General features: G+C 35.9%; 18 protein-coding genes. 8 read left to right on the top strand and 10 right to left on the bottom strand.

Translation table 11 applies throughout. The annotated features are described in order from the left end of the window. The first annotated feature begins 3 nt into the window (after positions 1-3). The gene (locus tag QWY91_RS18055; protein WP_290236902.1) at positions 4-771 is read left to right on the top strand and encodes a methyltransferase domain-containing protein; all 768 of its coding nucleotides are present in this window, start codon (positions 4-6) and stop codon (positions 769-771) included. Here the strand turns inward: QWY91_RS18055 and QWY91_RS18050 are convergent. The 8 genes from QWY91_RS18050 to QWY91_RS18015 form a co-directional block, all read right to left on the bottom strand. Further along, positions 768-1,796 (bottom strand): FAD:protein FMN transferase, encoded by a 1,029-nt coding sequence (locus tag QWY91_RS18050; protein WP_353958656.1) that lies wholly within the window; start codon positions 1,794-1,796, stop codon positions 768-770. The two genes, QWY91_RS18055 and QWY91_RS18050, sit on opposite strands and share 4 nt — an antisense overlap. Beyond that, entirely contained in the window at positions 1,774-2,133 is a 360-nt protein-coding gene (locus tag QWY91_RS18045; protein ID WP_290236901.1) for a DUF8840 domain-containing protein, read from the bottom strand. Before QWY91_RS18045 ends, QWY91_RS18050 begins: the two co-directional genes overlap by 23 nt. A gap of 95 nt (positions 2,134-2,228) precedes the next feature. Then, a complete protein-coding gene (gene nqrF / locus QWY91_RS18040) occupies positions 2,229-3,515 on the bottom strand; it encodes an NADH:ubiquinone reductase (Na(+)-transporting) subunit F (protein WP_290236900.1) in 1,287 nt (428 codons plus the stop codon). A 16-nt stretch (positions 3,516-3,531) separates the two neighbouring features. Beyond that, positions 3,532-4,146: an NADH:ubiquinone reductase (Na(+)-transporting) subunit E gene (gene nqrE / locus QWY91_RS18035; RefSeq protein ID WP_290236899.1), complete on the bottom strand. Its 615-nt coding sequence runs from the start codon at positions 4,144-4,146 to the stop codon at positions 3,532-3,534. 24 nt (positions 4,147-4,170) lie between these two features. After that, positions 4,171-4,929, bottom strand: a complete 759-nt coding sequence (locus tag QWY91_RS18030; protein ID WP_290236898.1) for an NADH:ubiquinone reductase (Na(+)-transporting) subunit D — start codon at positions 4,927-4,929, stop codon at positions 4,171-4,173. 2 nt (positions 4,930-4,931) lie between these two features. Continuing rightward, positions 4,932-5,675 (bottom strand): Na(+)-translocating NADH-quinone reductase subunit C, encoded by a 744-nt coding sequence (locus QWY91_RS18025; protein WP_290236897.1) that lies wholly within the window; start codon positions 5,673-5,675, stop codon positions 4,932-4,934. Positions 5,676-5,677: 2 nt separating this feature from the next. Beyond that, positions 5,678-6,868 (bottom strand): NADH:ubiquinone reductase (Na(+)-transporting) subunit B, encoded by a 1,191-nt coding sequence (locus QWY91_RS18020; RefSeq protein ID WP_290236896.1) that lies wholly within the window; start codon positions 6,866-6,868, stop codon positions 5,678-5,680. Between the two features lie 11 nt (positions 6,869-6,879). Then, complete coding sequence (locus QWY91_RS18015; RefSeq protein ID WP_290236895.1) at positions 6,880-8,226, bottom strand: Na(+)-translocating NADH-quinone reductase subunit A; 1,347 nt, start codon at positions 8,224-8,226, stop codon at positions 6,880-6,882. Positions 8,227-8,393: 167 nt separating this feature from the next. On the opposite strand from QWY91_RS18015, the gene QWY91_RS18010 reads away from it, so the two are divergent. The 3 genes from QWY91_RS18010 to apaG are packed head-to-tail and all read left to right on the top strand — an operon-like array spanning position 8,394 to position 11,153. Further along, the gene (locus QWY91_RS18010; RefSeq protein WP_290236894.1) at positions 8,394-9,647 is read left to right on the top strand and encodes a type IX secretion system plug protein; all 1,254 of its coding nucleotides are present in this window, start codon (positions 8,394-8,396) and stop codon (positions 9,645-9,647) included. Positions 9,648-9,664: 17 nt separating this feature from the next. Beyond that, on the top strand, positions 9,665-10,759 hold the full coding sequence (locus QWY91_RS18005; protein WP_290236893.1) for a DUF3667 domain-containing protein: 1,095 nt from the start codon (positions 9,665-9,667) through the stop codon (positions 10,757-10,759). Positions 10,760-10,766: 7 nt separating this feature from the next. Continuing rightward, positions 10,767-11,153: a Co2+/Mg2+ efflux facilitator ApaG/CorD gene (gene apaG / locus QWY91_RS18000; protein WP_290236892.1), complete on the top strand. Its 387-nt coding sequence runs from the start codon at positions 10,767-10,769 to the stop codon at positions 11,151-11,153. On the opposite strand, the gene QWY91_RS17995 is transcribed toward apaG, so the two are convergent. Next, complete coding sequence (locus QWY91_RS17995; protein ID WP_290236891.1) at positions 11,145-11,864, bottom strand: NRDE family protein; 720 nt, start codon at positions 11,862-11,864, stop codon at positions 11,145-11,147. The two genes, apaG and QWY91_RS17995, sit on opposite strands and share 9 nt — an antisense overlap. A 138-nt stretch (positions 11,865-12,002) precedes the next feature. Between QWY91_RS17995 and pruA the strand changes: the two genes are divergently transcribed. Together pruA and QWY91_RS17985 are read left to right on the top strand one after the other, a co-directional pair. Further along, a complete protein-coding gene (gene pruA / locus QWY91_RS17990) occupies positions 12,003-13,631 on the top strand; it encodes an L-glutamate gamma-semialdehyde dehydrogenase (RefSeq protein ID WP_290236890.1) in 1,629 nt (542 codons plus the stop codon). Positions 13,632-13,923: 292 nt separating this feature from the next. Continuing rightward, on the top strand, positions 13,924-22,374 hold the full coding sequence (locus QWY91_RS17985; RefSeq protein WP_290236889.1) for a DUF8693 domain-containing protein: 8,451 nt from the start codon (positions 13,924-13,926) through the stop codon (positions 22,372-22,374). A gap of 84 nt (positions 22,375-22,458) precedes the next feature. On the opposite strand, the gene rsmG is transcribed toward QWY91_RS17985, so the two are convergent. Continuing rightward, positions 22,459-23,088 (bottom strand): 16S rRNA (guanine(527)-N(7))-methyltransferase RsmG, encoded by a 630-nt coding sequence (gene rsmG / locus QWY91_RS17980; protein WP_290236888.1) that lies wholly within the window; start codon positions 23,086-23,088, stop codon positions 22,459-22,461. Between the two features lie 103 nt (positions 23,089-23,191). Here rsmG and QWY91_RS17975 point away from each other — a divergent pair, with 103 nt between their 5' ends. Together QWY91_RS17975 and QWY91_RS17970 are read left to right on the top strand one after the other, a co-directional pair. Further along, positions 23,192-24,298 carry a fatty acid desaturase family protein gene (locus QWY91_RS17975; protein ID WP_290236887.1) on the top strand — a complete coding sequence of 369 codons (1,107 nt, stop codon included), beginning with the start codon at positions 23,192-23,194 and terminating at the stop codon, positions 24,296-24,298. Positions 24,299-24,323: 25 nt separating this feature from the next. Beyond that, positions 24,324-25,514: a pyridoxal phosphate-dependent aminotransferase gene (locus QWY91_RS17970; RefSeq protein ID WP_290236886.1), complete on the top strand. Its 1,191-nt coding sequence runs from the start codon at positions 24,324-24,326 to the stop codon at positions 25,512-25,514. Positions 25,515-25,571: the final 57 nt, after the last annotated feature.

Genomic DNA, 25,571 nt, shown 5'->3' with positions numbered 1-25,571 from the left:
TTAATGAAAAAGCTTTTTAAAAAAATTCTTAATACAGTACCCAGACCGTTACTAATACGTCTGAGCTATTTAGCCAAGCCTTTCTTGGTGCTTTCGCTAAAGGGTACAACTTATACAGATCCTATTGATGGTAAAAGCTTCAAAAAGTTTTTACCCTACGGCTATGAGCATCAAAGAGAGAATGTACTCTCTCCGTCGACGCTTTCTTTAGAGCGCCACAGGCTTTTATGGCTTTATTTAAAGGAGGAAACTAATTTCTTTACAGCAGATATTAAGGTCTTGCATTTCGCCCCTGAACAGGCTTTTTATAAAAGATTCAGAAAACTAAAGAATCTTGATTATACCACAACAGATCTTAATTCCCCATTAGCAGATGTAAAAGCCGATATCTGCAATTTACCGTTCAAAAATGACCAATATGATTTCATTTTATGTAATCATGTATTGGAGCATATTCCTGATGATACGAAAGCCATGCAGGAAATTTTCCGCGTTCTAAGGCCTGGTGGAACTGCGATTTTACAAATTCCGCAGGAATTAGATAGAGCAACTACTTTTGAAGATGATAGCATAACCAATCCTAAAGAAAGAGCCCGCATTTTTGGACAATATGACCATGTACGTGTTTACGGTAGAGACTATTTCGACAAACTAAGAAACCTAGGCTTTAGTGTAGAGGAAGTCGATTATACCGCTCAAATTTCTTCGGAAGAAGTTAATAAATATCGCTTAGCTAAAGGCGAAATTATTCCGGTTTGTAAGAAAATCTAGTCAAAAAGAACGTCACTAAAACCTTCCGAAGTATACACCTTAGTTGAATCATTTTCAGCATAGATAAGATACACATCGATATTATCTAATTTCGCTGCAACTTTTTTAGACTTTTCTAAACCGAGAGCCATAAATGCTGTGGCATAACCATCAGCAAACATACAATTTTCAGCAAGTATAGATACACTGAGCAAATTACTGCGTTCGGGTTTACCAGTTAAAGGATTAATAGTATGTACAAATCTTTCTCCTGTAATAGAATCTATTCTAAACTTCCTATAATTACCAGAAGTAGCCATGGCTTTATTTTTAAGCTCTAATGTTGCCTGGAATGTTCTTTCACCTTCTTCCTGTCTTGGGTCGTCTATGGCTACGATAAAGGGCTTCTGTTTAGTGATATGCTCTCCCCTACTTACTAATTCTCCACCCAATTCAATTAAATAATTCTTCACCCCTAGATTGTCAAAAAATTCGGCAATAACATCTAATGTGTATCCTTTTGCGATAGCATTAAAATCAAGATAAACTTCAGGATATTGCTTAATGATTTTTCCTTCAGAAGATAACTGAATTTTATCTAAGCCCACATATTTCAATAATGAATCTATTGTGTCATTTTCTAAACGCTCTAAACGTTTATCCGGTCCAAAACCATATGCATTAACCAAATTTCCAACAGTTGGATCAAAATATCCATCGGTTTCCTCATAAATCTTTTTAGATCCATTGAAAACTCTTTGAAAGTTCTCGTCCACTTTAATGGAATCTACTCCTTTATTGATAAGTGTAATATCTGAATCTTTCCAGTAAGTACTCATAGACTTATTGATAACCTGAAAAATACTATCAAGACCTTTATCAACTTTTAGATCTTCTTTTCCGGTAAAGATTTTAATATGATAGGTAGTTCCTAATGCAGATCCCGAGTAATTCTTTTCTTCAAATTCGTTCCCCTCACATCCAATTAACACAAAACCAATAGCTATTATTAGTGCTGTAAATTTAAACTTCTTGCCAACCATCATAGTTTATTATATAATTATCATCGTGAGTTACTGGTAATTCGTAATCTTTAGCATTTGCGATTCCTACGCCGGCATAAAAAGCACGAGCTTCAAATTTAGACGCATGCTCTCTCATGGTTTCCATATAGATCCTATCCATAATTTTAGGATCCTTTGGATATTGAATAGCCCGAACAACAACAAAATGCAGCTTTTTATTTTTTAAAGCTACAAATTGTGGATTCGCTTTTATACTACTATTTACTCCTAGGAATTCGTATCCATTCTTCTCCAAATCTTCCCCAACTACATTCATTGCAAGGTTATGTAGTTCTTGTTTTGTCAATTCGTTCGCCATAGCACAAAATTACAAATAGATGCATAAAGCTGCACCAATTGAACATAAAAAAAGCCGACTAAATTAGTCGGCTTTTTTATAATATTAATTAAGGATTAACCTCCAAAATCATCGAATCTTACATTCTCTCTTGGAACTCCAAAATCATCGGTCATTTTTTCTACCGCTTTATTCATTAATGGCGGTCCACAGAAATAGTATTCTATTTCTTCAGGCTCATCGTGATGACTTAAATAGTTATCGATAACAACCTGGTGAATAAATCCTACAAATCCGTCTCCTTCACCATCGATTCCTTCTTTCACTTTCCAGTTGTCCTCCTCCATTGGTTCTGAAAGGGCAAGATAAAACTTGAAGTTAGGGAAATCTCTTTCTAATGCTCTAAAATGCTCTGTGTAGAACAATTCACGCTTAGAACGACCACCATACCAATAAGTTACTTTTCTTCCGGTTTTTACAGTACGGAATAAGTGATACAGGTGAGAACGCATTGGTGCCATACCAGCTCCACCACCTACATAAAGCATTTCCGATTCACTTTCGTTGATAAAGAATTCACCGTAAGGTCCTGAAATTGTTACTTTATCTCCTTTTTTCCTTGAGAATATATAAGAAGAAGCAATACCAGGATTTACAGACATCCAATCGTTTTTACCACGATCCCATGGCGGAGTAGCAATACGAACGTTCAACATAATTTCACGCCCTTCAGCAGGATAAGAAGCCATAGAGTAAGCACGCTCTACAGTTTCATTATTCTTCATTACTAGTGGCCATAAATTAAATTTATCCCACTCAGCCTGGAATTTATCCGGAGTTTCGTGTTCTTCCGGGTGCGCTGTAATATCTATATCCTCGTAAGGAACTTCACATTTAGGAATTTCAATCTGGATATAACCACCAGCTTTGTAATCCATATCTTCCGGAATCTCAACTACAAATTCCTTAATAAAAGAGGCTACGTTGTAATTCCTAACAACGGTAGCTTCCCATTTCTTAATACCAAATACTTCTTCAGGAATCTGAATTTTCATATCCTGTTTAACTTTTACCTGGCAACCTAATCTCCATCCGTCAGCAATTTCTTTACGGGTAAAGTGTGGTTCTTCAGTAGGTAAAAGTGTTCCTCCTCCTTCTTTTACGATACATTTACATTGAATACATGTACCACCTCCACCACAAGCAGATGGAAGGAAAAGTTTTTCTGAGCCTAAAGTCCCTAAAAGTGTTCCTCCTGAACTTACTTCTAGATCTTTTTCTCCGTTTACATTAATTTTAACAGGTCCCGAAGGTATAAGCTTCGCTTTAGCTCCTAAAAGGATAGAAACTAAAAGAAGAACCAAAATTAAGAATACAACGATACTTGCAATTATAACTGTCATTGTTGTTGTTTTTCTTTTATAATTTAATACCCATAAAACTCATAAAACCAATCGCCATTAATCCGGTAATGATAAAAGTAATACCAAGACCTTTTAATGGTGCAGGGACATTAGAGTAGGTAATTTTTTCTCTAATTGCGGCAATAGCTATAATAGCAAGGAACCATCCGACTCCACTACCTAAACCATAGGTTATTGATTCCGAAATTCCTCCAAAATTCTTCTGTTGCATAAAAAGAGATCCTCCTAAAATCGCACAGTTTACAGCGATAAGCGGAAGAAATATTCCTAATGCACCATAAAGAGCAGGAGCGAATTTTTCAACAATCATTTCTACCAATTGTACCATTGATGCAATTACCGCAATAAACATGATAAAGCTTAAAAAGCTAAGATCTACGTTTGCATATTCAGGACTTAACCATGCCAATGCACCAGGACTTAATAAGTACTGATCCAATAGAAAGTTGATAGGCACTGTTACAGTAAGTACAAAGATAACTGCCGCTCCAAGACCAACAGCTGTATTCACCGTTTTCGACACTGCTAAATAGGAACACATTCCTAAAAAGTAGGCAAAAATCATATTTTCTATGAAAATACTTCTAACAAATAAATTTATATATTCCATAATAAGATATTTCGCTGTTGCTATTTATTCTTCGATTAGTTTACGGTTTCTTGCACGTTGTGCCCAAATAATGATCCCAACGATAATTAGAGCCATTGGCGATAGAAGCATCAAACCATTATTTTCGTAACCTAAAGCGTACAGTCCGGTAGACTCTGCCATCGTTGGAGCTTTATGTCCTAAAACTTCAAATCCGAAAAGTTTTCCAGAACCTAATAGTTCTCTAAAGAAAGCTACTAAAATAAGGATAAAACCATATCCTGCGCCGTTTCCTATTCCATCCAAGAAAGATTTATATACTCCGTTACCTAAAGCAAAAGCTTCCAAACGTCCCATCACAATACAGTTGGTAATAATAAGACCAACGAAAACTGAGAGCTGTTTACTAACATCGTAAGAATAGGCTTTTAAAACCTGATCCACCAAAATTACAAGAGACGCTACAACTACAAGTTGTACGATAATTCTAATTCGGTTTGGAATAAGGTTTCTAATTAAAGAAACAATTACGTTAGAAAAAGCAACTACCACAATTACCGCAAGTGCCATTACTAAAGCTGGTCTTAATTGCACTGTAATTGCTAAAGCCGAACAAATTCCTAATACCTGAACCGTAATCGGGTTATTGTCGTCAAACGGGTCTGATAATAATTTTCTGTTATTCTTAGACAGAAAATGTTCCTTCTCTTCTGAACTTGATAAGAACAGAATCATTTCATCTTTTTTCTTCTCAGCAGCACTTTTAGCTGAATCTGTAGAAGTGTTTGTGTTATCTGTCTTCATAATTACTTAGTTGCTACTTTTACGTCAGTTTGTTGCTTAAAATAAGGAAGATAATGTTTAAGTCTTTCTGAAATCATATCTGAAACTCCGTTTCCGGTAATTGTAGCTCCAGAAATAGCATCTACCTCATTATTATCCTTACTTGAACTAGCGTTACCGCCTTTTACAACAGACACTCCGACCAAATTTCCATTTTCATCGAAAATCTTTTCGTCAGCAAAACGTTCCTGAAACCATGCCTGTGTAATCTCTGCTCCCAAACCTGGTGTTTCCCCTTTGTGATCAAACACAGCTCCTTTGATTGTATTTACATCATCTTTAAGAGAAATATAACCCCAGATCGCGTCCCAAAGTCCTTTACCTCTAAGTGGCACGATATAATATTTAGCACCTTCTATATTGGCAACATATAAAGGATATACCTGGTCATTTACAGGTTTACGTAATTCTTTACTTAGATCTACTTCAAAAGCATCAGCAGACTCATCAACAGAACCATCTTCAGTTAAAGCAACTGTTTCTGTAATATATTGATCATATAATGCCTGCGCGCTATCTCTACTCGTCTGGATACCTACCGTAGCTAGAATATTTTGCATTTTTTCATTACGAACATTTTCTGTCTGTAATGGTTTCAGCGAAGTCGCTGTAAACGCAAGTACACTGGCTACCACTAACACCATTATGATGGCGAATAAAAAGGTATAACCGTTAGTATTCGTTTTATTAACTGTTTTCTCTTCCATAACTAAGCTGTTTTCACTTGTTGTTCTTTAACTGTAGCTAATCTTTTCTTTCTCTTCTTCACATTGCCCTCAACCACATAATGATCGATTACCGGAGCAAATACGTTCATTAACAAGATAGCTAACATAATCCCTTCTGGATATGCAGGATTAAAAATCCTGATCATCACTGCAAATAATCCAATCAAGAATCCGTAAATCCATTTCCCCTTCATTGTTTGTGACGCAGAAACAGGATCGGTCGCCATAAATACAATTCCAAATGCCAAACCTCCTATCACAAGATGATTGTACCATGGGAAATTCGTAAGCGGATTTCCTTCTATACCTAAAGATGGTAGTGAATTAAAAATTAAGCCCATTACTGCTGCTCCAGCGAAACCACTTAAGATTATTCTCCAACTTCCTACTTTTGTTAGTATTAATATCAAAGCTCCTGCCAAAATACATATTGTAGATGTTTCTGCAACAGAACCTGGTATTAATCCAGAGAACATATCTAGCGTACTATATGGAACATCTGTATCTGAAGCTAACTTACCTAAAATAGTTTCTCCAGAAACTCCATCCACCTCATAAGCATTATGAACCCAAACGGTATTACCAGACATATAAGTAGGGTACGCAAAAAATGCAAAAGCACGAGCCGTTAATGCAGGGTTAAGAATATTCATCCCTGTACCTCCAAAAGCTTCTTTACCTATGATTACTGAAAAAACTACAGAAATACCTACCATCCATAATGGAATATCGATTGGCATTACCATAGGAATAAGTAAACCTGTAACCAAGTAACCTTCGTTAACTTCGTGACCTCTGTAAATAGCAAAAGCAAACTCGATACCAAGACCTACTACATAAGAAACTATGATCATAGGAACAATCTTAATAGCTCCTTCTAAGAAGGCATCCATAAAAGGAACACCGTCTGCATATTCTGGCAATTGATGTAAGTATTGATAACCTCCATTCCACATACCAAAAATCAAGGCAGGAATCAAAGCTAATACTACAGTTATCATTGTTCTTTTTAAATCTACACCATCACGAATGTGAGCACCAGATTGAGTGGTGTGATTAGGTGTAAACAAAAAAGTGTCAAGAGCATTTACGGCTGGGGCATACTTTTCAAGTTTTTTCCCCTTACCGAAAGGCTCTTTAAATTTATCTAATCGTTGTCTTATCCATTCCATAATTAAACTTTTTATCCTACTTCAGTAATCATTAAATCTAATCCTAGACGAATAATTTCCTGAGCTTCTAATTTAGAAGTGTTAACATAATCTATCAACGCAAAATCTTCAGGCGCTACTTCGTAAATTCCTAAGTTTTCCATTTTTTCGATATCACCAGCCATACATGCTTTTAGCAATTGCATTGGATAAACATCCATTGGTAAAACTTCTTCCATTTCTCCGGTAACTACAAGCGCACGCTCCTCACCATGAAGGTTTGTAGTTGGCTCATATTTTTTGTTAGGGAATAACCAGGATAATGAAGTCTTAGAATTAGAGTGGATATTGTTGTAAGTAAATGGCAACCATCCAAACATTCTATAGCTATTACCTTCAGGAATTAGCGTTAAGGTATTATGGTAAAAACCTAAGTAATGGTTATTACTAATACGATCACCGGTTAACACATCACCAGAAATAATTCTTACATCATCTGGGATTTGATTACCAATTAAATCGGCAGAATTAGCACCCATAACTACGTCGTAGTATTTTGGATCTTTTGCTTCACTACCAGCAACAGCTACTGCTTTCTTAGCAATTACCTTTCCTGTTAAAAACAAATTACCAATTACCGGCACGTGATCTGCACCCACAACCCAAACACGCTCACCTGCATTAACAGGATCGATTTTATGGATTTGAATACCAACATTACCTGCAGGATGAGGACCGCTAACTTTATGTAACTCTACACCTTTAATATCCTTAAGAATTGGATACGAAGAATCATCTACTGATAGATGAACCTTACCTGGTGTAAGTTTTTGTATAGCGTAAATTCCTTCCTGAAAAGATTTTACTTTATCTTTTAAAACAAAGCCTAGATCTGCTGCTAAAGGTGCGGTGGTTACTGCTGAGATAAAAATAGCCTTAGGCGTATCTTTAGGGTCTGCGACAACATCGTAGGGACGTTGCATAAAAAAAGCTCCGCAGCCACTTGCAAGGATTTTTTCACTAACAGCTTCAGCCGGAGCGGTTGCTGCATTAAGTGTTCCAAAATCTTTGTAAGAATCTGTAGCATCGGCTTCGATAATCACCTCTACTATTCGGCGCTTTTCAGCTCGTTTAATTTCTTTCAGGGTTCCGCTAACAGGCGATGTAAACTTAATCTCTTCAGCATATTTTGAAAAGAAAAGCACATCTCCGGCTAATACTTTTGCTCCTTCTTTGAGCACCATTTTTGGAACAACTGAATGAAAATCTGGAGGTTTAATCGCATAGGTCTTGGACCTTGGGGCCTCAACTATTTGTTTTTCCGCCTCCCCTTTTAATCGTAGAGTAAGTCCTCTTTTAATTCGAATGTCTTTTGACATAGGATGGAGTGTATATTATAAAGTTTATTTAAAGTCGTGCAAATTTATGTTTTTCACGCCATTTTTCCCAATAAACTGATCTTTTTTCGAGCTGCTGAATTGTTAAAATAAACACCTTCCAAATCAGGTATATAATTTGTAAGTACATTTACCCATATTATTTTAAAATGAAGCGATTAATTTTTCTTATTTTCAGTGTTGTTTCTACTATTCCTATGTTTAGCCAAATAGCAGAAGAAACAATACCTCCCAACTTTATAAGAACCATTCGATTATTTGGTGACTCTAACGGCACCAAGGGAAATCCTGCTATCTCGATCAACGGAATGTTAAATTTAACATTTGATGACATTATCGGAGACGAGGCCGATTACTATTATCGTATCGAACATTTTGACTATAACTGGAAACCTACACAGCTTTCTAAAAATGAATATTTGGATGGTTTGGACGATATTAGAATAATGAATTATAAGAATTCGTATAATACACTTCAACCCTACTCGCACTACCAATTACAGATTCCCAATCAGTACACCAAGGCGCTGAAAGTTTCAGGAAATTATATGATTCAAATTTATAATGAAAATGATGAATTAGTATTTTCCAGAAAGTTTATGATCTACGAAAATAAAGTGACCGTAGCTGCCGCCATAAAACGTGCTCGAGATCTTAATTATATCAATACCAAACAGGTAGTGAATTTCAGTATTAATTCTCCTAATTTATTACTTCGGAATCCTAATGAAACCGTAAAGCCTATCATCATTCAGAATTATAATTTAAAAAATGCCATCAAAGATATCGAACCTCAATACACTGTTGGTAATGAGCTCATTTATCGATATGACTTACCACTATCTTTTTGGGGCGGTAACGAATATCTTCAATTCGACACCAAAGATTTGCGCGCAACTACAGCAGATATTGCTAAAATAGATATAGATCAGCTTTATCACCATTATTTAAACATGGATTTATCCCGAGAAAGCACGCCATATACTTACAATCCTGATATTAACGGGGATTTTGTAATTAGACAATTAAATGCTGATAATTCTAATATCGAAGCAGAATACACGTGGATTCACTTCACTTTAAAAAATTATGAGCCAATAAAGGGCGGGACACTACATATTTTCGGAAATTTTAATAATTTCACCCCAGATAATAGCACCGCTCTTCATTATAACGAAGAAACCGGGTATTACGAAACTGCACGATTATTCAAACAAGGATTTTACAATTATAAATATGTACTTGTAAATGATGACGATAGCATTGATGAAGGTTTTATTAGCGGCAATTATGACGAAACTGAAAATGAATACACCGTATTAGTCTATTATCGTGAAATTGGAGGAAGATATGATAGAATCATAGGCCTGGGAAGCGCAAACTCCAAAAATATTAGCAACTAACCAATTGCCAATAAATAATGAAATCTAAGCGATCTTTAATTGAGTATCGCGGTGAGGAATGTCTTAACTGCGGAAAACCTTTAGAAGTAGAACAAAAATACTGTCCCAATTGCGGACAATTAAATTCTACAAAAAAGTTAGCCCTTGGTGATTTCTTCTCAGAGTTCTTTTCGGGATTGTTTGCCTACGATTCCAGGTTTATAAGAACGATGAACATACTTCTATTTAAACCCGGAAAGATTTCCAAAGATTATATTGAAGGTAAGCGTATGCGTTACGTAAACCCCTATAGATTCTTTTTAACTACCTCTATCATCTTTTTTATTATCTACGGATACGATTTTTCTTTTGAAGGAATGAATTTAGATCAGGAACCTGAAGAAGTCGCTAGAAACCTGGAAGAGTTTAATGAGAAAAATAATACAAATATTGAAGTTGAATTTGAAAATCCTTTTCAAAATCTTGATTCAATCATCAATACCAATTCTAAGAACAACTTAAAAGAAGAAGAAAACTATAAAGATCACCTTATTACCGAGCAAGAATTGGATACCATGTCTTTTATGGATGCTTTAGATGCAAAATCTAAGCTCTTTAGTTCCTATTTCGAAGAAACAAAGAACAATGTCCCGGTCGATGCCGTTACAAAACTTGATCTTAAGAATTCTGGATACAATCACTGGCTTTACAAGAAAGTAGTCGATTATAATTTGGTAAAACAAAACCCGCAATTGTTTATCAATTATTTAATTAGTAAACTTCCGTTTATCATTTTTGCTTTCTTACCTATCTTTTCTCTTTTTTTAAGCTTGTTGTATATTCGTTCTAAGTACAATTACATGGAGCACCTCACTTTTGCATTTCACACGCAAAGCATGTGTTTTATTTTGTACAGCATTGCTTTAATTATAGATTTGATTACCGGGGATAGCTTCGGAGTGAATTTTGCGCATCTTATTTTTATAGGGTATTTATTTCAGGGATTACGTAAATTCTATCAACAGGGAAAACTAAAAACCACTGTTAAATTTGTGATTCTCAACATTATATTTTTTACCTTAGCCTTAATTGTAGGGCTAATCTCGATATTCGGCTCTTTTGCAGTTTTTTAAAATTCCTATGGTTCAACAAATAACAAAAGGCATAAAAATCTCGGTTCATACTTTTTTTGACGGCATCATATACGATCGCTATCAGGTAAAATATGCTTTTGGTTACCGTATTACCATCGAAAATCAAAGCAATGATTCGGTACAGCTAAAATCAAGGTTTTGGAAAATCAAAGATGCTTTAAATAATACAGAAACTGTAGAAGGCGAAGGAGTAATAGGTAAAAAACCGGTTATAAAACCAGGAGAAACACATTCTTACCAAAGCGGTTGTCTTTTAAATACGCCATTTGGAGCAATGAGCGGTCATTACAATATGGTTAATTTCACTTCTACCAGAAAGTTTAGAGTTCAGATTCCTTCTTTTAAATTAAGTGCTCCTTTTGCCTTAAATTAAGTCGTCAAGATTTACAATCTTAGTTTTTCCAGAAGCTAATTCTTTATATTTAAATAGCTTTTCGTCGTCATTTACTATGATCTGCGAAATACTCTGCGTTTTCAAAAATCCTCTATCCACAATAAGATCAATATTCTTATCACCGCTTCCTGCTTCATGATGAAATTCCCAAATTGTGCTTGCTGTAATTTCTTCTTCAGTTATAAATTTCTGAAACCAGTTCTCTCTTTTCAATTTCATACCTGAATCATATAAAGGTGAAGAAGACCATATTCGAGGTTTATGAGCTACATTTTTTATATGAAGCTTTTTTGCATCCCAAACCAATTCAGTAATAATTAAGCTAGAAGACCATTCTACAATGATCATGGTGAAAGGTTCGATACCTTCAAAATTATATTGATCTGCATAATCAAAAACATCTTCTACTGCTAAAAATTCTTTTACTACTACTCCTCTACTCTTGCGGTAAGGCGGATTGCGTTTATGCGCTGTAAATTCTCCATTCATTATCCCAATTAGCCTTTTTTGCGCACTTACCCCCAGCCATGTACCCCCAGCGACCCCATCTTTTGGGAAAATCATTTCACATCTGTTAACATTTTCAAATTTTGGCGCAAAAGTTTCACGATCAAAGGCCTCGTCCCTATTAAACGTAAGCACAAAGGATAATGAATTCTTATTTTCAGGAAAAATACTTACTGTACACATAATTTTTTCTTAAACTAAAAACGGAATGTACAAAAAAAGTTAAGCTTACCTAAAAGCCTGCTCTGATTGGTTTTAATCCTTATTATTTTTTTACCTTTAAAATGTTTAAAAACCAATAAAAACGAGAAAAACAATAACATGGGAAAAGGATTTTTTCACGTTCCTAAAGCGGAAAATGAGCCAGTAAAATCATACGCTCCGGGAACTCCAGAAAGAGAAGAAGTATTATTAACATATAAAGAGTTGTACAATACAAAAGTAGATGTACCACTTTACATAGGTTCTGAAGAAATAAGAACCGGAAAAACGTTAAATATAAATCCACCTCACGATCACCAACATGATTGTGGTGTTTATCATTTAGCTGAAAAAAAACACATCGAGCAGGCTATCGATTCTGCTTTAGAAGCTCGTAAGAAATGGGCTAAATTAGAGTGGGAACAAAGAGCTGCAGTATTTTTAAAAGCAGCAGATTTAATTTCGGGACCTTACCGTCAGAAAATGAATGCTGCTACAATGATAGGACAGTCTAAAACTGTTTATCAAGCAGAAATCGATGCAGCAGCAGAGATTTGCGACTTTTTACGTTTTAACGTAGAATACATGTCTGAACTTTACAATGAGCAACCAAACTCTTCAGACGGAAATTGGAACCGTATCGAATATCGCCCACTAGAAGGTTTTGTATACGCGATTACACCATTTAATTTTACAGCAATTTCAGGAAATTTACCTGCTAGTGCTGCGTTAATGGGTAATGTTGCGATTTGGAAACCAAGTGATAGCCAAATGCTTTCTGCACAGGTTATAATGGAAGTATTTAAAGAAGCAGGTGTACCTGATGGTGTTATCAATATGGTAATGGGTGATCCTGAAATGATTACCGATACTGTATTAGCTAGCCCAGATTTTGCAGGGATACACTACACTGGTAGTACAGCGGTATTTAAAAATATTTGGACTAAGATTGGTAATAATATTCATACCTATAAATCTTATCCAAGAATCGTTGGAGAATCAGGTGGTAAAGATTTTATCATAGCGCATCCAACTTCGAATGCAAAACAGGTTGCTACAGCAATTACTCGTGGAGCATTTGAATATCAGGGGCAAAAATGCAGTGCTGCATCCAGAGTTTATTTACCAAAGAGCTTATGGCCAGAAATTAAAGATTATGTTATTGAAGATGTGAAGTCTATCAAAATGGGCTCTCCAGAAGATCTTTCTAATTTCTTCGCTGCAGTAATCCATGAAAAATCATTCGATAAATTATCTTCTTACATCGAGAAAGTAAAAGAAGATAATGATGCTGAGATCGTAGTTGGTGGTAATTGTGATAAATCTAAAGGTTATTTCGTAGAACCTACAGTAATTTTAGCTAAAGATCCTCACTACACGACTATGGAAGAAGAATTATTCGGTCCAGTAGTAACGATTTATGTTTACGAAGATGATAAATGGGACGAAACATTGCATATTGTAGATAATACAAGTGCTTATGCATTAACTGGTGCTGTATTTTCTGCAGATCGATACGAAGCTGCAAAAGCTACAGATATCCTTCAAAATGCTGCGGGTAACTTCTATATTAACGATAAACCAACCGGAGCTGTTGTAGGCCAACAACCATTTGGTGGAGCAAGAGCTAGTGGTACAAATGATAAAGCAGGATCTAAACTGAATCTAATGCGTTGGATTTCTCCAAGATTAATCAAAGAGACATTTGTTCCAGCAACAGATTATAAGTATCCTCACATGAAGGAATAATAATCTTTCAAAATATATTTTTAAAAGGCTACGTAACTGTAGCCTTTTTTTATGCTCGACATTTAAGGGAGTGCTCAAATTTCCTAATTCTATTTAGGCACGGACTTTGCTATACAAACAAAACAAAGTCTTTATCGTTAAAAGTCAACCTTTTATCGATCTTTTACAAAAAAAGACTAGATTTGCAAAGTGGAATTATGATGAGAGAAAATTTGAGTGTCCTAAACATCTTTGAAATTAATGTACCCTACATAAAGATGGCGACAAAGAAAAGTGTTAAAGGTATATGCCTATGAAGAAAACTACTTTTCCTGGAGCCGCAATTATTTTAGGGCTATTTCTAACGCTTTTCTTAATCAACCAATCTGAATCTTTCGGATTGGAAGAGGATCTTATTATAACATCTTCATCACAGGATCTTACCTGTTATAATGCCGATGATGGTGCTATAGATATTGAAGTTTCTGGAGGGAACGGCAATTATTCTTTTCAATGGACTGGCCCCAGCTCTTTTACTTCTACTAATGAAGATATTTTCAATCTTTCGGCGGGAACTTATACAATTACCATTACAGACGATGCTGGAAATTCCGGCAGTGAGTCCATAATTATTTCGCAACCCGACCAATTAATTCTAAACAATTATTCTACTTCTAACGTTAGTTGCAACGGATTCAATGACGGCACTATAATAGCCGAATCAGTTTCTGGCGGCACTGCGCCTTATCAATATTCGATAGATGGAACTAACTTTTCTACGGAATCCAATTTTGATAATCTAACAGCGGGCAATTATACGCTGATCGTACGTGATCAAAATAATTGTTCGATTACTACCAATATTGAAATTACGCAGCCAGATCAACTCCAAATGACGGCTCCGAATTCCACAAATGTTTCTTGTTTTAGTGTAAACGACGGAAGCATTTCAGCAGGAACGATTTCCGGTGGAACAGCGCCTTATCAATATTCGATAGACGGAAATAATTTTTCTACGGAATCCAACTTCGATAATCTAACGGCAGGTAATTATACCTTGACCGTTCGTGATCAAAATAATTGCTCGATTTCAGCAAATATTGAAATTACGCAACCGGAACAACTTGAAATGATAGCTCCAAATTCCACAAACGTTTCTTGTTTTGGTGGTAACGACGGAAGTATTTCAGCAGGTTCAGTTTCAGGAGGCACAGCACCGTATCAATATTCGATAAATGGAACTAACTTTTCTACGGAATCCAACTTCGATAATCTAACGGCAGGGAATTACACCTTGACCGTTCGTGATGCAAATAATTGTTCGATTTCTACCAATATTGAAATTACACAACCGGAACAACTCGAAATGACGGCTCCGAATTCCACGAAAGTTTCTTGTTTTGGTGGAAACGATGGAAGCATTTCCGCAGGAACCGTATCTGGCGGTACAGCTCCTTATCAATATTCAATAAATGGAACTAATTTTTCTACGGAAGCAAATTTCGATAATCTGTCGGCTGGGAATTATACCTTGACCGTTCGTGATCAAAATAATTGTTCGATTTCTACCAATATTGAAATTACACAACCAGAACAGTTGGAAATGACCACTCCGAATTCCACAAATGTTTCTTGTTTTGGTGGAAACGATGGAAGCATTTCCGCAGGGACAATTTCTGGCGGCACAGCGCCCTATCAATATTCGATAAATGGAAGTGATTTTTCTTCAGCCTCAATCTTTGAAGATTTATCGGCTGGGAATTATACCTTGACCGTTCGTGATCAAAATAATTGCTCTATTTCAACAACTATTGAAATTACACAACCGGAACAGTTGGAAATGACGGCTCCGAATTCCACAAATACTTCTTGTTTTAGTGGAAACGATGGAAGCATTTCCGCAGGTATGGTTGCAGGAGGAACAGCACCTTATCAATATTCAATAGACGGAACTAATTTTTCTACGCAAGCAAATTTCGATAATCTAACAGAGGGGAATTACACCTTGACTGTAAAAGATCAAAATAATTGTTCGATTTCTACAACAATTGAAATTACGCAACCGGAAGAACTAGAAATGACCACTCCGAATTCCACAAACGTTTCTTGTTTTGGTGGAAGCGATGGAAACATTTCCGCAGGGACAATTTCCGGTGGCACAGCGCCTTATCAATATTCGATAGATGGAATTAACTTTTCTACGGAATCGAATTTCGATAATCTGGCGGCAGGAAATTATACCTTGACCGTTCGTGATCAAAATAATTGTTCGATTTCTACAACTATTGAAATTACGCAGCCAGATCAACTAGAAATGATGGCTCCGAATTCCACAAACGTTTCTTGTTTTGGTGGAAACGATGGAAGCATTTCCGCAGGGACAACTTCTGGCGGAACAGCGCCTTATCAATATTCGATAAATGGAAGTGATTTTTCTTCAGCTTCAACCTTTGAAGATTTATCCGCAGGGAATTATACCTTGACCGTTCGCGATCAAAATAATTGTACGATTTCAGCAAATATTGAAATTTCACAACCGGAACAACTCGAAATGACCGCTCCGAATTCCACTAACGTTTCATGTTTTGGTGGAAACGACGGAAGTATTTCCGCAGGAACAATTTCCGGCGGAACAGCGCCTTATCAATATTCGATTGATGGAACTAACTTTTCTACGGAAGCAAATTTTGATAATCTAACAGCGGGGAATTACACCTTGACGGTGCGTGATCAAAATAATTGTTCGATTTCAGCAAATATTGAAATTACACAACCGGAACAGTTGGAAATGACTGCGCCGAATTCCACAAACGTTTCCTGTTTTGGTGGAAATAATGGAAGCATTTCCGCAGGGACAATTTCCGGTGGCACGGCACCTTATCAATATTCGATAAACGGATCTGACTTTTCTACGGAATCCAACTTCGATAATCTAACAGCGGGAAATTATACTCTAACTGTTCGTGATCAAAATAATTGTTCAATTTCAGCAAATATTGAAATTACCCAACCGGAACAACTCGAAATGACGGCTCCGAATTCAACTAATGTTTCTTGTTTTGGTGGAAATGATGGAAGCATTTCCGCAGGTAATGTTTCGGGAGGAACAGCGCCCTATCAATATTCGATAAATGGAACTGACTTTTCTACGGAATCCAACTTCGATAATCTTTCGGCAGGGAATTATACGTTGACCGTGCGTGACCAAAATAATTGTTCGATTTCAACGAATATTGAAATTAAGCAGCCAGCTCAACTTGAAATGACGGCTCCGAATTCCACAAATGTTTCTTGTTTTAGTGGAAACGATGGAAGCATTTCCGCAGGAACCGTTTCCGGAGGAACAACGCCTTATCAATATTCGATAAATGGAAGTGATTTTTCTTCAGCCTCGAGCTTTGAGTACTTATCGGCAGGTAATTATACGTTGACCGTTCGTGATCAAAATAATTGTTCGATTTCAGCAACTATTGAAATTTCACAACCAGAACAGTTGGAAATGACGGCTCCAAATTCCGCAAATGTTTCTTGCTTTGGTGGAAATGACGGAAGTATTTCCGCAGGGACAGTTTCGGGTGGAACAGCACCTTATCAATATTCTATAGATGGAAATACTTACCAGCCTAACAAAAAATTCAGCAATATTTCTGCTGGCACATATAATTTTAGTGTTATTGATAATAATGGATGTATTATTCAACAAGTCATTCAGATATCGCAACCAGATATCATCAGCGCATCTTCTCCATCTGTCACAAATATCAATTGTTATGGAGCTTCAAACGGAGTTATTACGGTAGGACAAATTGATGGCGGAACAGCTCCTTTCGAGTACTCTATAGATAACACCAACTTTCAAACCGACAAAACTTTTTCTGGCTTACCTGCTGGTGATTATACAGTATTTATAAAAGATAGAAATGCTTGTGCTTTGCAACAAAATGTAACTATTACAGAGCCAGCAGAAATTATTTCTAATTTTCAAAAAAAGAATGTCAACTGCTTTGCTGAGAATTCAGGTAGCATCTCATTTACTGGAGTCTCTGGAGGAAGTGAGTCTTTTCAATATAGTATCGATAACGGATTGAATTGGTCTGATTCTGCATCTTTTCCAAATCTTCCAAAAGGAATTTATACTTTAAAATTAAGAGATAAAAACAGCATAGACTGCCAAAAGATAATTGCAGAAAATATCGTTATAAGCGAACCAAGTGAGCCGGTTACTGTATCAGTTAGCACTACGAGAACGATGGTTTACGACTCAAAAACAGGGAGTGCAGACGCTAATCCATCGGGAGGAACACCGGGCTATACTTATGAATGGAGATCTTCTGGAAGTTCTACCATTATCGCTACAACCAAGAAAGCAACTAATCTCGCTGCTGGCAATTATACTCTTAGTGTTTTCGATAAAAATGGATGTAGCGAAGTAGTAGATGTTGTTATTAATGAAATATTGAAGGCTGAAGTTTTACCTACTTCAATTTGTGAAGGAGATAATAATGTACGTGTGAGTTATTTCGAAGTAGCGAATAATACAGCTTTTGGCGGAGTTCCTCCGTATTCATACAGTTGGGACTTCGATACCGATGGAACTTACACCACCAATACCGGTTTGGGTTCTCACAGAGTGAGCTATCCATCAGAAGGAAACCGAAATATAACGCTTACTGTTACCGATGCAGAAGGGTTTAGCCGTGATTTTATATATCAACAATATGTTGGTGAATGTTATGTAGATAATTGTGGATCGAATGATTTCGGAATTGCAGGATATTATATTGGTGATTCTTCAGGAAAAAGAATTACATCTGAAAATTGCAGTAACGGAGATCAAAAATATATTTACGTTGAATTAGACCAGAGTGCAACACGCTATTCTCTATATACCGAGTTTACCTATAGTGTAAAAAGTTTAGAGACCGGTAACACAACGATTAAAAGAGAATTTGGGTGTTTTTATGAAAAAGAAGGTATACCTGCGAATGCCAAAACTATCCCCATTAATTATCAATGTGGAGATGAAGTGTCGGTTGATAATATTTATTTGACTTTTTCGAATAATAAGAAAAATGCATGTGGACAAAGTAGTAAATCTAAATGCTTCTCTACCAATAATCAAGAAATTATTTTTACGCCTTTATATGCTAAAGCAACGCCGAATAAACTAGAATGCTTCGATTCTGAATTGGGAACAATTCAGGTTCAGGCTTCTGGCGGGAGGGCTCCTTATAGCTATAGTATTACCAATGAAAATGCTGGATATCAAAAAGAAAACTTATTTGAAATACTAAAGGCAGGCGATTATGATGTTTGGGTGAAAGATTCTGAAGGATCTGTTTTTAAAATTCCTTCCGTAGTAATTACTCAGCCAGATTCGCCGATTACAATGAATTTTGAAATTCAGCAACCAGTTTGCCCTGGTGAAAAAGGCACAGTTACTGTAAATCCATTGGGAGGAACACCTAAGAGTGAAGACGAAAGCACAGCCTATGAATATCTCTGGAATGATGCCTCTGGTTCTACAACTAAAACATTAGAAAATCTTGAACCGGGAGATTACACTATAACTGTTATCGACGCCAATCAGTGTCAGGCAATTCGCAGCATTAGCATAGATGATCCTGCGCCGTTAACTAATGCTATTACCGGAGAGGATGAAGTTCTTGGCTGCGGCTATTACCAGACTACTCTGGAGGCAAATACACCAGAATTTGGCTCAGGTATTTGGAGCGTAGTTAGCGGACCTTCGAATTTTAATTTTGTAGACCCTACCGATCCAAATACAAAGTTTATTGGAGATGAAGGGCAGTATGTTTTAAGATGGACTGTTTTTAATGAAAACTGTTCGAATTACGACGAGCTTAATCTTACAATTTCTGCGAATTGCAACAGCTTAGATTTTGATGGGATAGATGATCATATCTTAATTGGCGATTCTTTTGATATGCACGATAAAGAAGGATTTACTATTGAGGCATGGATCAAATCTGAAAATAACGTAGGACTAAAAACAATTCTTGCAAAGCGAGATATTAAAAACCTAAATAGTGGCGGATATGATTTTGTAATCAATTCAGGTTCTCCAACTTTTAGGTGGAATGGAAATTCGGTTTCTACATCTTATAAAATTAAAGAGGACACATGGCACCACATTGCAGTTATTTATAAAGATGCAAATATCAGATTATATGTAGATGGTATTCCTGTTGCTAATAAAAGCGCAAATCTTCCGGGCAATGTACCGCATCCATTTATTATAGGTGCAATATATGATAGCGATCAACCTGATGTTCCTTCTAATTACTTTGATGGTTGGATTGAAGAATTAAGAATTTGGAATAAAAGCCTAACTGAAAAACAGCTACGCTTTTTGATGAATCAGAGTATAGCGGTAGCAAGTAATCCACTGCGTGGAAATGTTATACCTGTAGATGTTCCCGGTACTTTAAATTGGAATAATCTTGAAGCCTATTATCAATTAAAAGGTAACCCTGAAGCAATTGCTGAAGGATTAACTCCTGAGATTACCGGCAATCATAGCAACGGTTTAATTCGAAATATTACCTCAACGCAGGAGAATACAGCTCCTACTCCTTATATTTTGAATGAAGAAAATCAAGATTGGACAAATCAAACCACATGGTTTTTACCTCCTACGGTGAATGATAGTAAAGTTTCTGAACGGGAAGTTTGGAAAGTTCCTGGAAGTTATGGTATAGATGGACAAACTACCATAGATTGGAATATTGTTGAGATTTCGAACGATATATTTTACCCTCACTCTAATTCAACAAAACCTCTACAATTACTGGGACTAATCTCTAATTCCGGCACGTTTAAGATGACTGGAACAAATCCTACTGAAGGAGGTACAGGAAACCCATTAATTATAACAGATTACCTAAAACTGAATGGGATAATAGACTTAAACGGAGAGTCTCAACTTATCCAAACTGAAGGAAGTATTTTAGATCCAGAAAGCAAAGGAGTTATTCATAGAGATCAACAGGGTACTGCAAATTCTTACAATTATAATTATTGGTCTTCTCCAGTTAGTACAAACTCTCCAAACTCAGGATTCACTATTGCTGATGTTCTTAAGGATGGGAAAGATCCAGAGCAAGTGCGAGATATTTCTTTTAAATATCAATTTACCTGGGCAGATTCAAAGAATTATTCAGGATTAACAAGAGTTAGTACCTATTGGTTAAATAGATTTCATAGAACTTCTGGTTATGCGGGATGGAGCCAGATACGCGAAAACACAAAATTGGAATCTGGAGAAGGCTATACTATGAAAGGAACCTCGGGTAGCGTTGATATTTTTTCTTCTCATAATTATACATTTGTTGGTTTACCTAATAATGGAGACATTAAACTTCATATTAAACCTCAGGAAACATTCTTAATAGGAAATCCATATCCTTCAGCTATAGATGGACAACAATTCATTTTGGACAATCTGGATAAGAATTCTGTGAACGGAGCTAATGGAGAACAGAACCTTTTTAATGGAGCTATCTATTTTTGGGATCATTTTGGACAAAGTAACTCCCATTATTTACAGGATTATATAGGTGGTTATGCTACGCTAAATTTAATAGGAAGTGTTCCTGCCGTAGCGACAGATGAACTTATTAATGCAAATAATTCTCAAAGTAATAGAAAACCGGGTAGGTATATTCCAGTAGGACAGGGATTTTTTGTGAATAGCTTTCTAAACTCACGAAACAGTGGTAATATTACATTGAGCGAAGGTGATATTTTATTCAACAATTCTCAACGTGTTTTTGCAAAAGAATCAAATTCTGTGCAATCTCTATTCTTGAAACCTGAAAATGTTTCCAAGAAAATAGCTCAGAATAAAACTGCGGCACAAGAAGATAACAGAGAAAAAATTCGACTGAATTATAAGTCTCCGGGAGGAATGTACAGACAAATCGTTGTAGGTGCAGATAAAAATGCGACCTCTCAATTCGACCTTGGTTACGATGCTCCTCTTTATGATATGCAAAATGAAGATATGTTTTGGCTAATGGACGACCAGGCATTGGTAATACAGGGCGTGCCAGATTTCAATAATGACCGGGTTTTAGATCTCGGTGTCATTGTTCGATCTAATACCGAATTTTATATTGAAATAGATACTTTAGAGAATATTTCTTCAGAAAAGAAAATTTATCTTATGGATCGAGCAGATAGTACCTATTATGATTTAAAAGCTGAAAAATACGTTGCAACTATCGATAGTGGATATTACTCCAACAGATTTGCCATAACTTTTCAGAAGACGGAAAATGACGTAGATGAAGAGGAAAACGATCAGGAAGAAGAAGTAGGCGATACCGATGATAATCAGGATCCTGTAGATAATGAAGATGAAGAAACGGATAGTGATCCAGATGAAGATAATGAAGATGAGGAAACAGAAAGTGACCCAGATGAAGATGAAGCTATAGATGATGTTGAAAAACCTGAAGCTCCTGAAGTGCCAGAAGAAGATGTCAGTAATTTAACCGGAAAATTCCAAATTGTATACTTACGTGATGATGATGCCGTTTTTATTGAAAATCCAGAACTCATAAATATAGACAGGATTTTACTTTATGGTATTAATGGTAGTTTTATCAAGGAATTCAATAATATTGAGTTGAAAAATAAAATTTATGTTCCGCTAGAAAAAGATATGAGTAGCGCGGTTTATATTCTTAAAATTTATACTGAAAGAGGAATAACCAATATGAAGTTTGTCCGAAAATAATTTTAGATAGAAGTAAACTACCTCGGGGTATTAAACCCTTTGGCGGTGCCAATAAAAAAGTGGAGCTAATAGCTCCACTTTTTTTTATCCTTTATATTTTAGTGGTAAATGAACCACCTTTTTTGTCTCGAAGAAATCTTCTTCAAAATAATCTGTTAGATTGTATATTTTCGCAGTTTGATAATCATTAAGCTCTTCAGATAAATCACCACCTTTTAAATACAATATTCCGTTTTTAAGGTCATGATTATTTTTTTTAGCAATTTTCCCCTTGGTCCATCTTACAAAAGTTGGCATGGCCGCTACTGCTCTACTTATAATAAAATCGTAATGTCCATCAACATTCTCAACCCTATCGTTCGTTGTTTTCACGTTCTGCAATCCTAAACCAGCTGCGACTTCTTCTACAACTTTCATTTTTTTCCCAATAGAATCCACTAAATGGAAATTAGTTTCAGGAAAAAGTATGGCCATTGGAATTCCAGGAAATCCACCGCCTGTACCTACATCAAGAATGTTAGAATTTGGATTGAATTTTTGAACTTTCGCTATTCCTAAAGAATGTAAAACGTGACGTAAATATAATTCATCTATATCCTTTCTACTTACCACGTTAATTTTAAGATTCCAATCTTTATAAAGATCTTCTAATTGTTCGAAATGAGCAATTTGCTGCGGACTAAGTCCGTCAAAATATTTCCTTATTAATTCCAACTGATTTATTTTTAAACAAAATTAGAAATTTAGTATTAAAGTGACTATTTAATTCGTTTCGAAAGTTTAATATTTTACCTTTGAAGATAGTTTAATTTTACAGATGGATTTATCACAACCAAATATACGATTCTCGAGAATAGATTCTGCTAAGTTTTTCAGAACCTTAAATAAACGAGTAAATACTTATTTTAAAGAGAATAACATTAAAAAAACAGGAAACTGGCAGTTGCATTTAAAAACAGCAGTGATGTTTCTCATGTTTTTATCTCCATATTTTATAATTCTAACCCTAGATATCTCACAATGGTGGATGCTTTTACTTACTGTTGTAATGGGTATTGGTATGGCTGGCGTCGGAATGAATATTATGCATGATGGAAATCATGGATCTTATTCTTCAAAAAAATGGGTTAATAAATTTATGGGCGGGACTATTTATATTCTTGCCGGTAATGTTTATAACTGGCAGGTACAGCACAATGTACTTCACCATACATACACGAATATCCACGGCCATGATGAAGATCTGGACGCCGGTAGGATCATTCGTTTCTCTAAACATGCAGAGTGGAGAAAATTCCACAAATTTCAGCATTATTATTCCATATTTCTATATGGGCTGTTAACGTTCAACTGGGCAATCACCACCGACTTTAAGCAGTCTAGAAGGTATTTAAAAAGAAAACTTTCTTACGGAAAAATGCCTAATCCTGTTAAACAATGGAGTACGGTAGCTATTACGAAAATTATCTATTTAGCGATTTGGATTTTGCTCCCTATGTTGATTTTATCAATTTCGTGGTGGAAAATTTTAATAGGATTCTTTGTAATGCATTATGTTGCTGGACTAATCCTTAGCATTGTTTTTCAATTAGCTCATGTGGTTAAGGATACCGATATGCCATTACCAGATGACACCGGATCTATGAAAAACACCTGGGCAATACACCAATTATTCACCACAGTTAACTTTTCAACAAACAATAAAATTGTAAACTGGTTTACCGGTGGGTTAAATCACCAGGTAGAACATCATATTTTCCCTAATATCAGTCATATTCATTATGATAAGATCGCACAAATAGTGAAACAGACTGCACAGGAATGTAATTTACCTTATAACGAATACAAAACCACACGCGCAGCGATTATGGCTCATTTTAAATATTTAAAAGAAATGGGAACTAAACCTGCAATATCGTCTTAATACTTATTTTATTAATCATTTTAAAATGCAAGAAAAACTCTCTAACAGAATAAACAATTTAGCAACTTCGCAAACGCTGGCTATGGCAGCTAAAGCGCGTGAATTAAGAGCAGAAGGTAAAGATATTATTGGCCTTTCACTTGGAGAGCCAGATTTTAATACGCCAGATTTTATCAAAGATGCCGCAATTCAGGCTATCAACGATAATTACAACTCTTACTCTCCCGTAGATGGTTATGTAGAGCTTAAAGATGCTATTATTACCAAATTCAAAAGAGATAATAACTTAACATATACTCATCCACAAATCGTTGTTTCTACAGGTGCTAAGCAATCGCTAGCCAACGTAGCCTTAGCGATGTTAAATGCTGGTGACGAAGTTATTTTACCATGTCCTTACTGGGTAAGTTATGCTGAAATTGTAAAGCTTGCAGAAGGTATACCAGTTGAAGTGCCAACAACATTGGAGTCTAATTTTAAAATGACTCCTGAGCAACTTGAAGCAGCTATCACTCCTAAAACTAAAATGCTTTGGTATAGCTCTCCTTGCAATCCAAGTGGAATGGTATATACTAAAGAAGAGCTTAGAGCTTTAGCTGATGTATTAGCAAAACACCCAGATATTATTATAGTAAGTGATGAAATCTACGAACACATAAACTATATTGGTGGTCACGCTTCTATGGCAGAGTTTGAAGATATGTACGATCGTACCGTTACTGTTAATGGTGTTGCAAAAGCATTTGCTATGACGGGATGGAGAATTGGATATATTGGCGCACCATCTTGGATTGCTCGTGCTTGTAATAAATTACAGGGCCAGGTAACCAGCGGTGCAAACTGTATTGCGCAAAGAGCTGTAATTACAGCTTTAGAAGCTCCCGTTAGCAAGATTAGCTATATGGTAGATAAGTTTAAATCTAGAAGAAAATTGATCATAGATTTACTTAATACTATCGAAGGATTTGAAACTACCGAGCCAGAAGGTGCTTTTTATGTATTCCCTAATATTTCTCATTACTTCGGGAAAACTATTAAAGGACATGCAATAAATAATGCGACCGACTTTTCTATGTTCTTATTAGAAGAAGCATTGGTAGCAACGGTAACTGGTGATGCGTTCGGAAATCCTGAATGTATTAGAATTTCTTACGCGGCTAGCGAGGAACAAATTGAAGAAGCAATGAAAAGAATTAAATCAGCTTTAGCTGAATAATATTTTCTAAACATAAATTTAAAAAACCGGCCTAGTGCCGGTTTTTTTATGTGAAAT

The organism is Zunongwangia endophytica (assembly GCF_030409505.1).
Lineage (GTDB): Bacteria > Bacteroidota > Bacteroidia > Flavobacteriales > Flavobacteriaceae > Zunongwangia > Zunongwangia endophytica.
Note: the sequence above shows the minus strand (reverse complement) of the source record. Positions and strands in the feature narration are given on the sequence as shown.

What these genes read in the sequence shown, in the direction of transcription:
- QWY91_RS18010 (WP_290236894.1), top strand. Translation starts at nt 8,394, where the DNA reads ATGAAGCGATTAATTTTTCTTATTTTCAGTGTTGTTTCTACTATTCCT.
- QWY91_RS18055 (WP_290236902.1), top strand. Translation starts at nt 4, where the DNA reads ATGAAAAAGCTTTTTAAAAAAATTCTTAATACAGTACCCAGACCGTTA.
- QWY91_RS18050 (WP_353958656.1), bottom strand. Translation starts at nt 1,796, where the DNA reads ATGATGGTTGGCAAGAAGTTTAAATTTACAGCACTAATAATAGCTATT.
- QWY91_RS17995 (WP_290236891.1), bottom strand. Translation starts at nt 11,864, where the DNA reads ATGTGTACAGTAAGTATTTTTCCTGAAAATAAGAATTCATTATCCTTT.
- QWY91_RS18030 (WP_290236898.1), bottom strand. Translation starts at nt 4,929, where the DNA reads ATGAAGACAGATAACACAAACACTTCTACAGATTCAGCTAAAAGTGCT.
- apaG (WP_290236892.1), top strand. Translation starts at nt 10,767, where the DNA reads ATGGTTCAACAAATAACAAAAGGCATAAAAATCTCGGTTCATACTTTT.
- pruA (WP_290236890.1), top strand. Translation starts at nt 12,003, where the DNA reads ATGGGAAAAGGATTTTTTCACGTTCCTAAAGCGGAAAATGAGCCAGTA.
- QWY91_RS17975 (WP_290236887.1), top strand. Translation starts at nt 23,192, where the DNA reads ATGGATTTATCACAACCAAATATACGATTCTCGAGAATAGATTCTGCT.
- QWY91_RS17985 (WP_290236889.1), top strand. Translation starts at nt 13,924, where the DNA reads ATGAAGAAAACTACTTTTCCTGGAGCCGCAATTATTTTAGGGCTATTT.
- QWY91_RS18045 (WP_290236901.1), bottom strand. Translation starts at nt 2,133, where the DNA reads ATGGCGAACGAATTGACAAAACAAGAACTACATAACCTTGCAATGAAT.
- nqrE (WP_290236899.1), bottom strand. Translation starts at nt 4,146, where the DNA reads ATGGAATATATAAATTTATTTGTTAGAAGTATTTTCATAGAAAATATG.
- QWY91_RS18015 (WP_290236895.1), bottom strand. Translation starts at nt 8,226, where the DNA reads ATGTCAAAAGACATTCGAATTAAAAGAGGACTTACTCTACGATTAAAA.
- QWY91_RS18025 (WP_290236897.1), bottom strand. Translation starts at nt 5,675, where the DNA reads ATGGAAGAGAAAACAGTTAATAAAACGAATACTAACGGTTATACCTTT.
- QWY91_RS18020 (WP_290236896.1), bottom strand. Translation starts at nt 6,868, where the DNA reads ATGGAATGGATAAGACAACGATTAGATAAATTTAAAGAGCCTTTCGGT.
- nqrF (WP_290236900.1), bottom strand. Translation starts at nt 3,515, where the DNA reads ATGACAGTTATAATTGCAAGTATCGTTGTATTCTTAATTTTGGTTCTT.
- QWY91_RS17970 (WP_290236886.1), top strand. Translation starts at nt 24,324, where the DNA reads ATGCAAGAAAAACTCTCTAACAGAATAAACAATTTAGCAACTTCGCAA.
- QWY91_RS18005 (WP_290236893.1), top strand. Translation starts at nt 9,665, where the DNA reads ATGAAATCTAAGCGATCTTTAATTGAGTATCGCGGTGAGGAATGTCTT.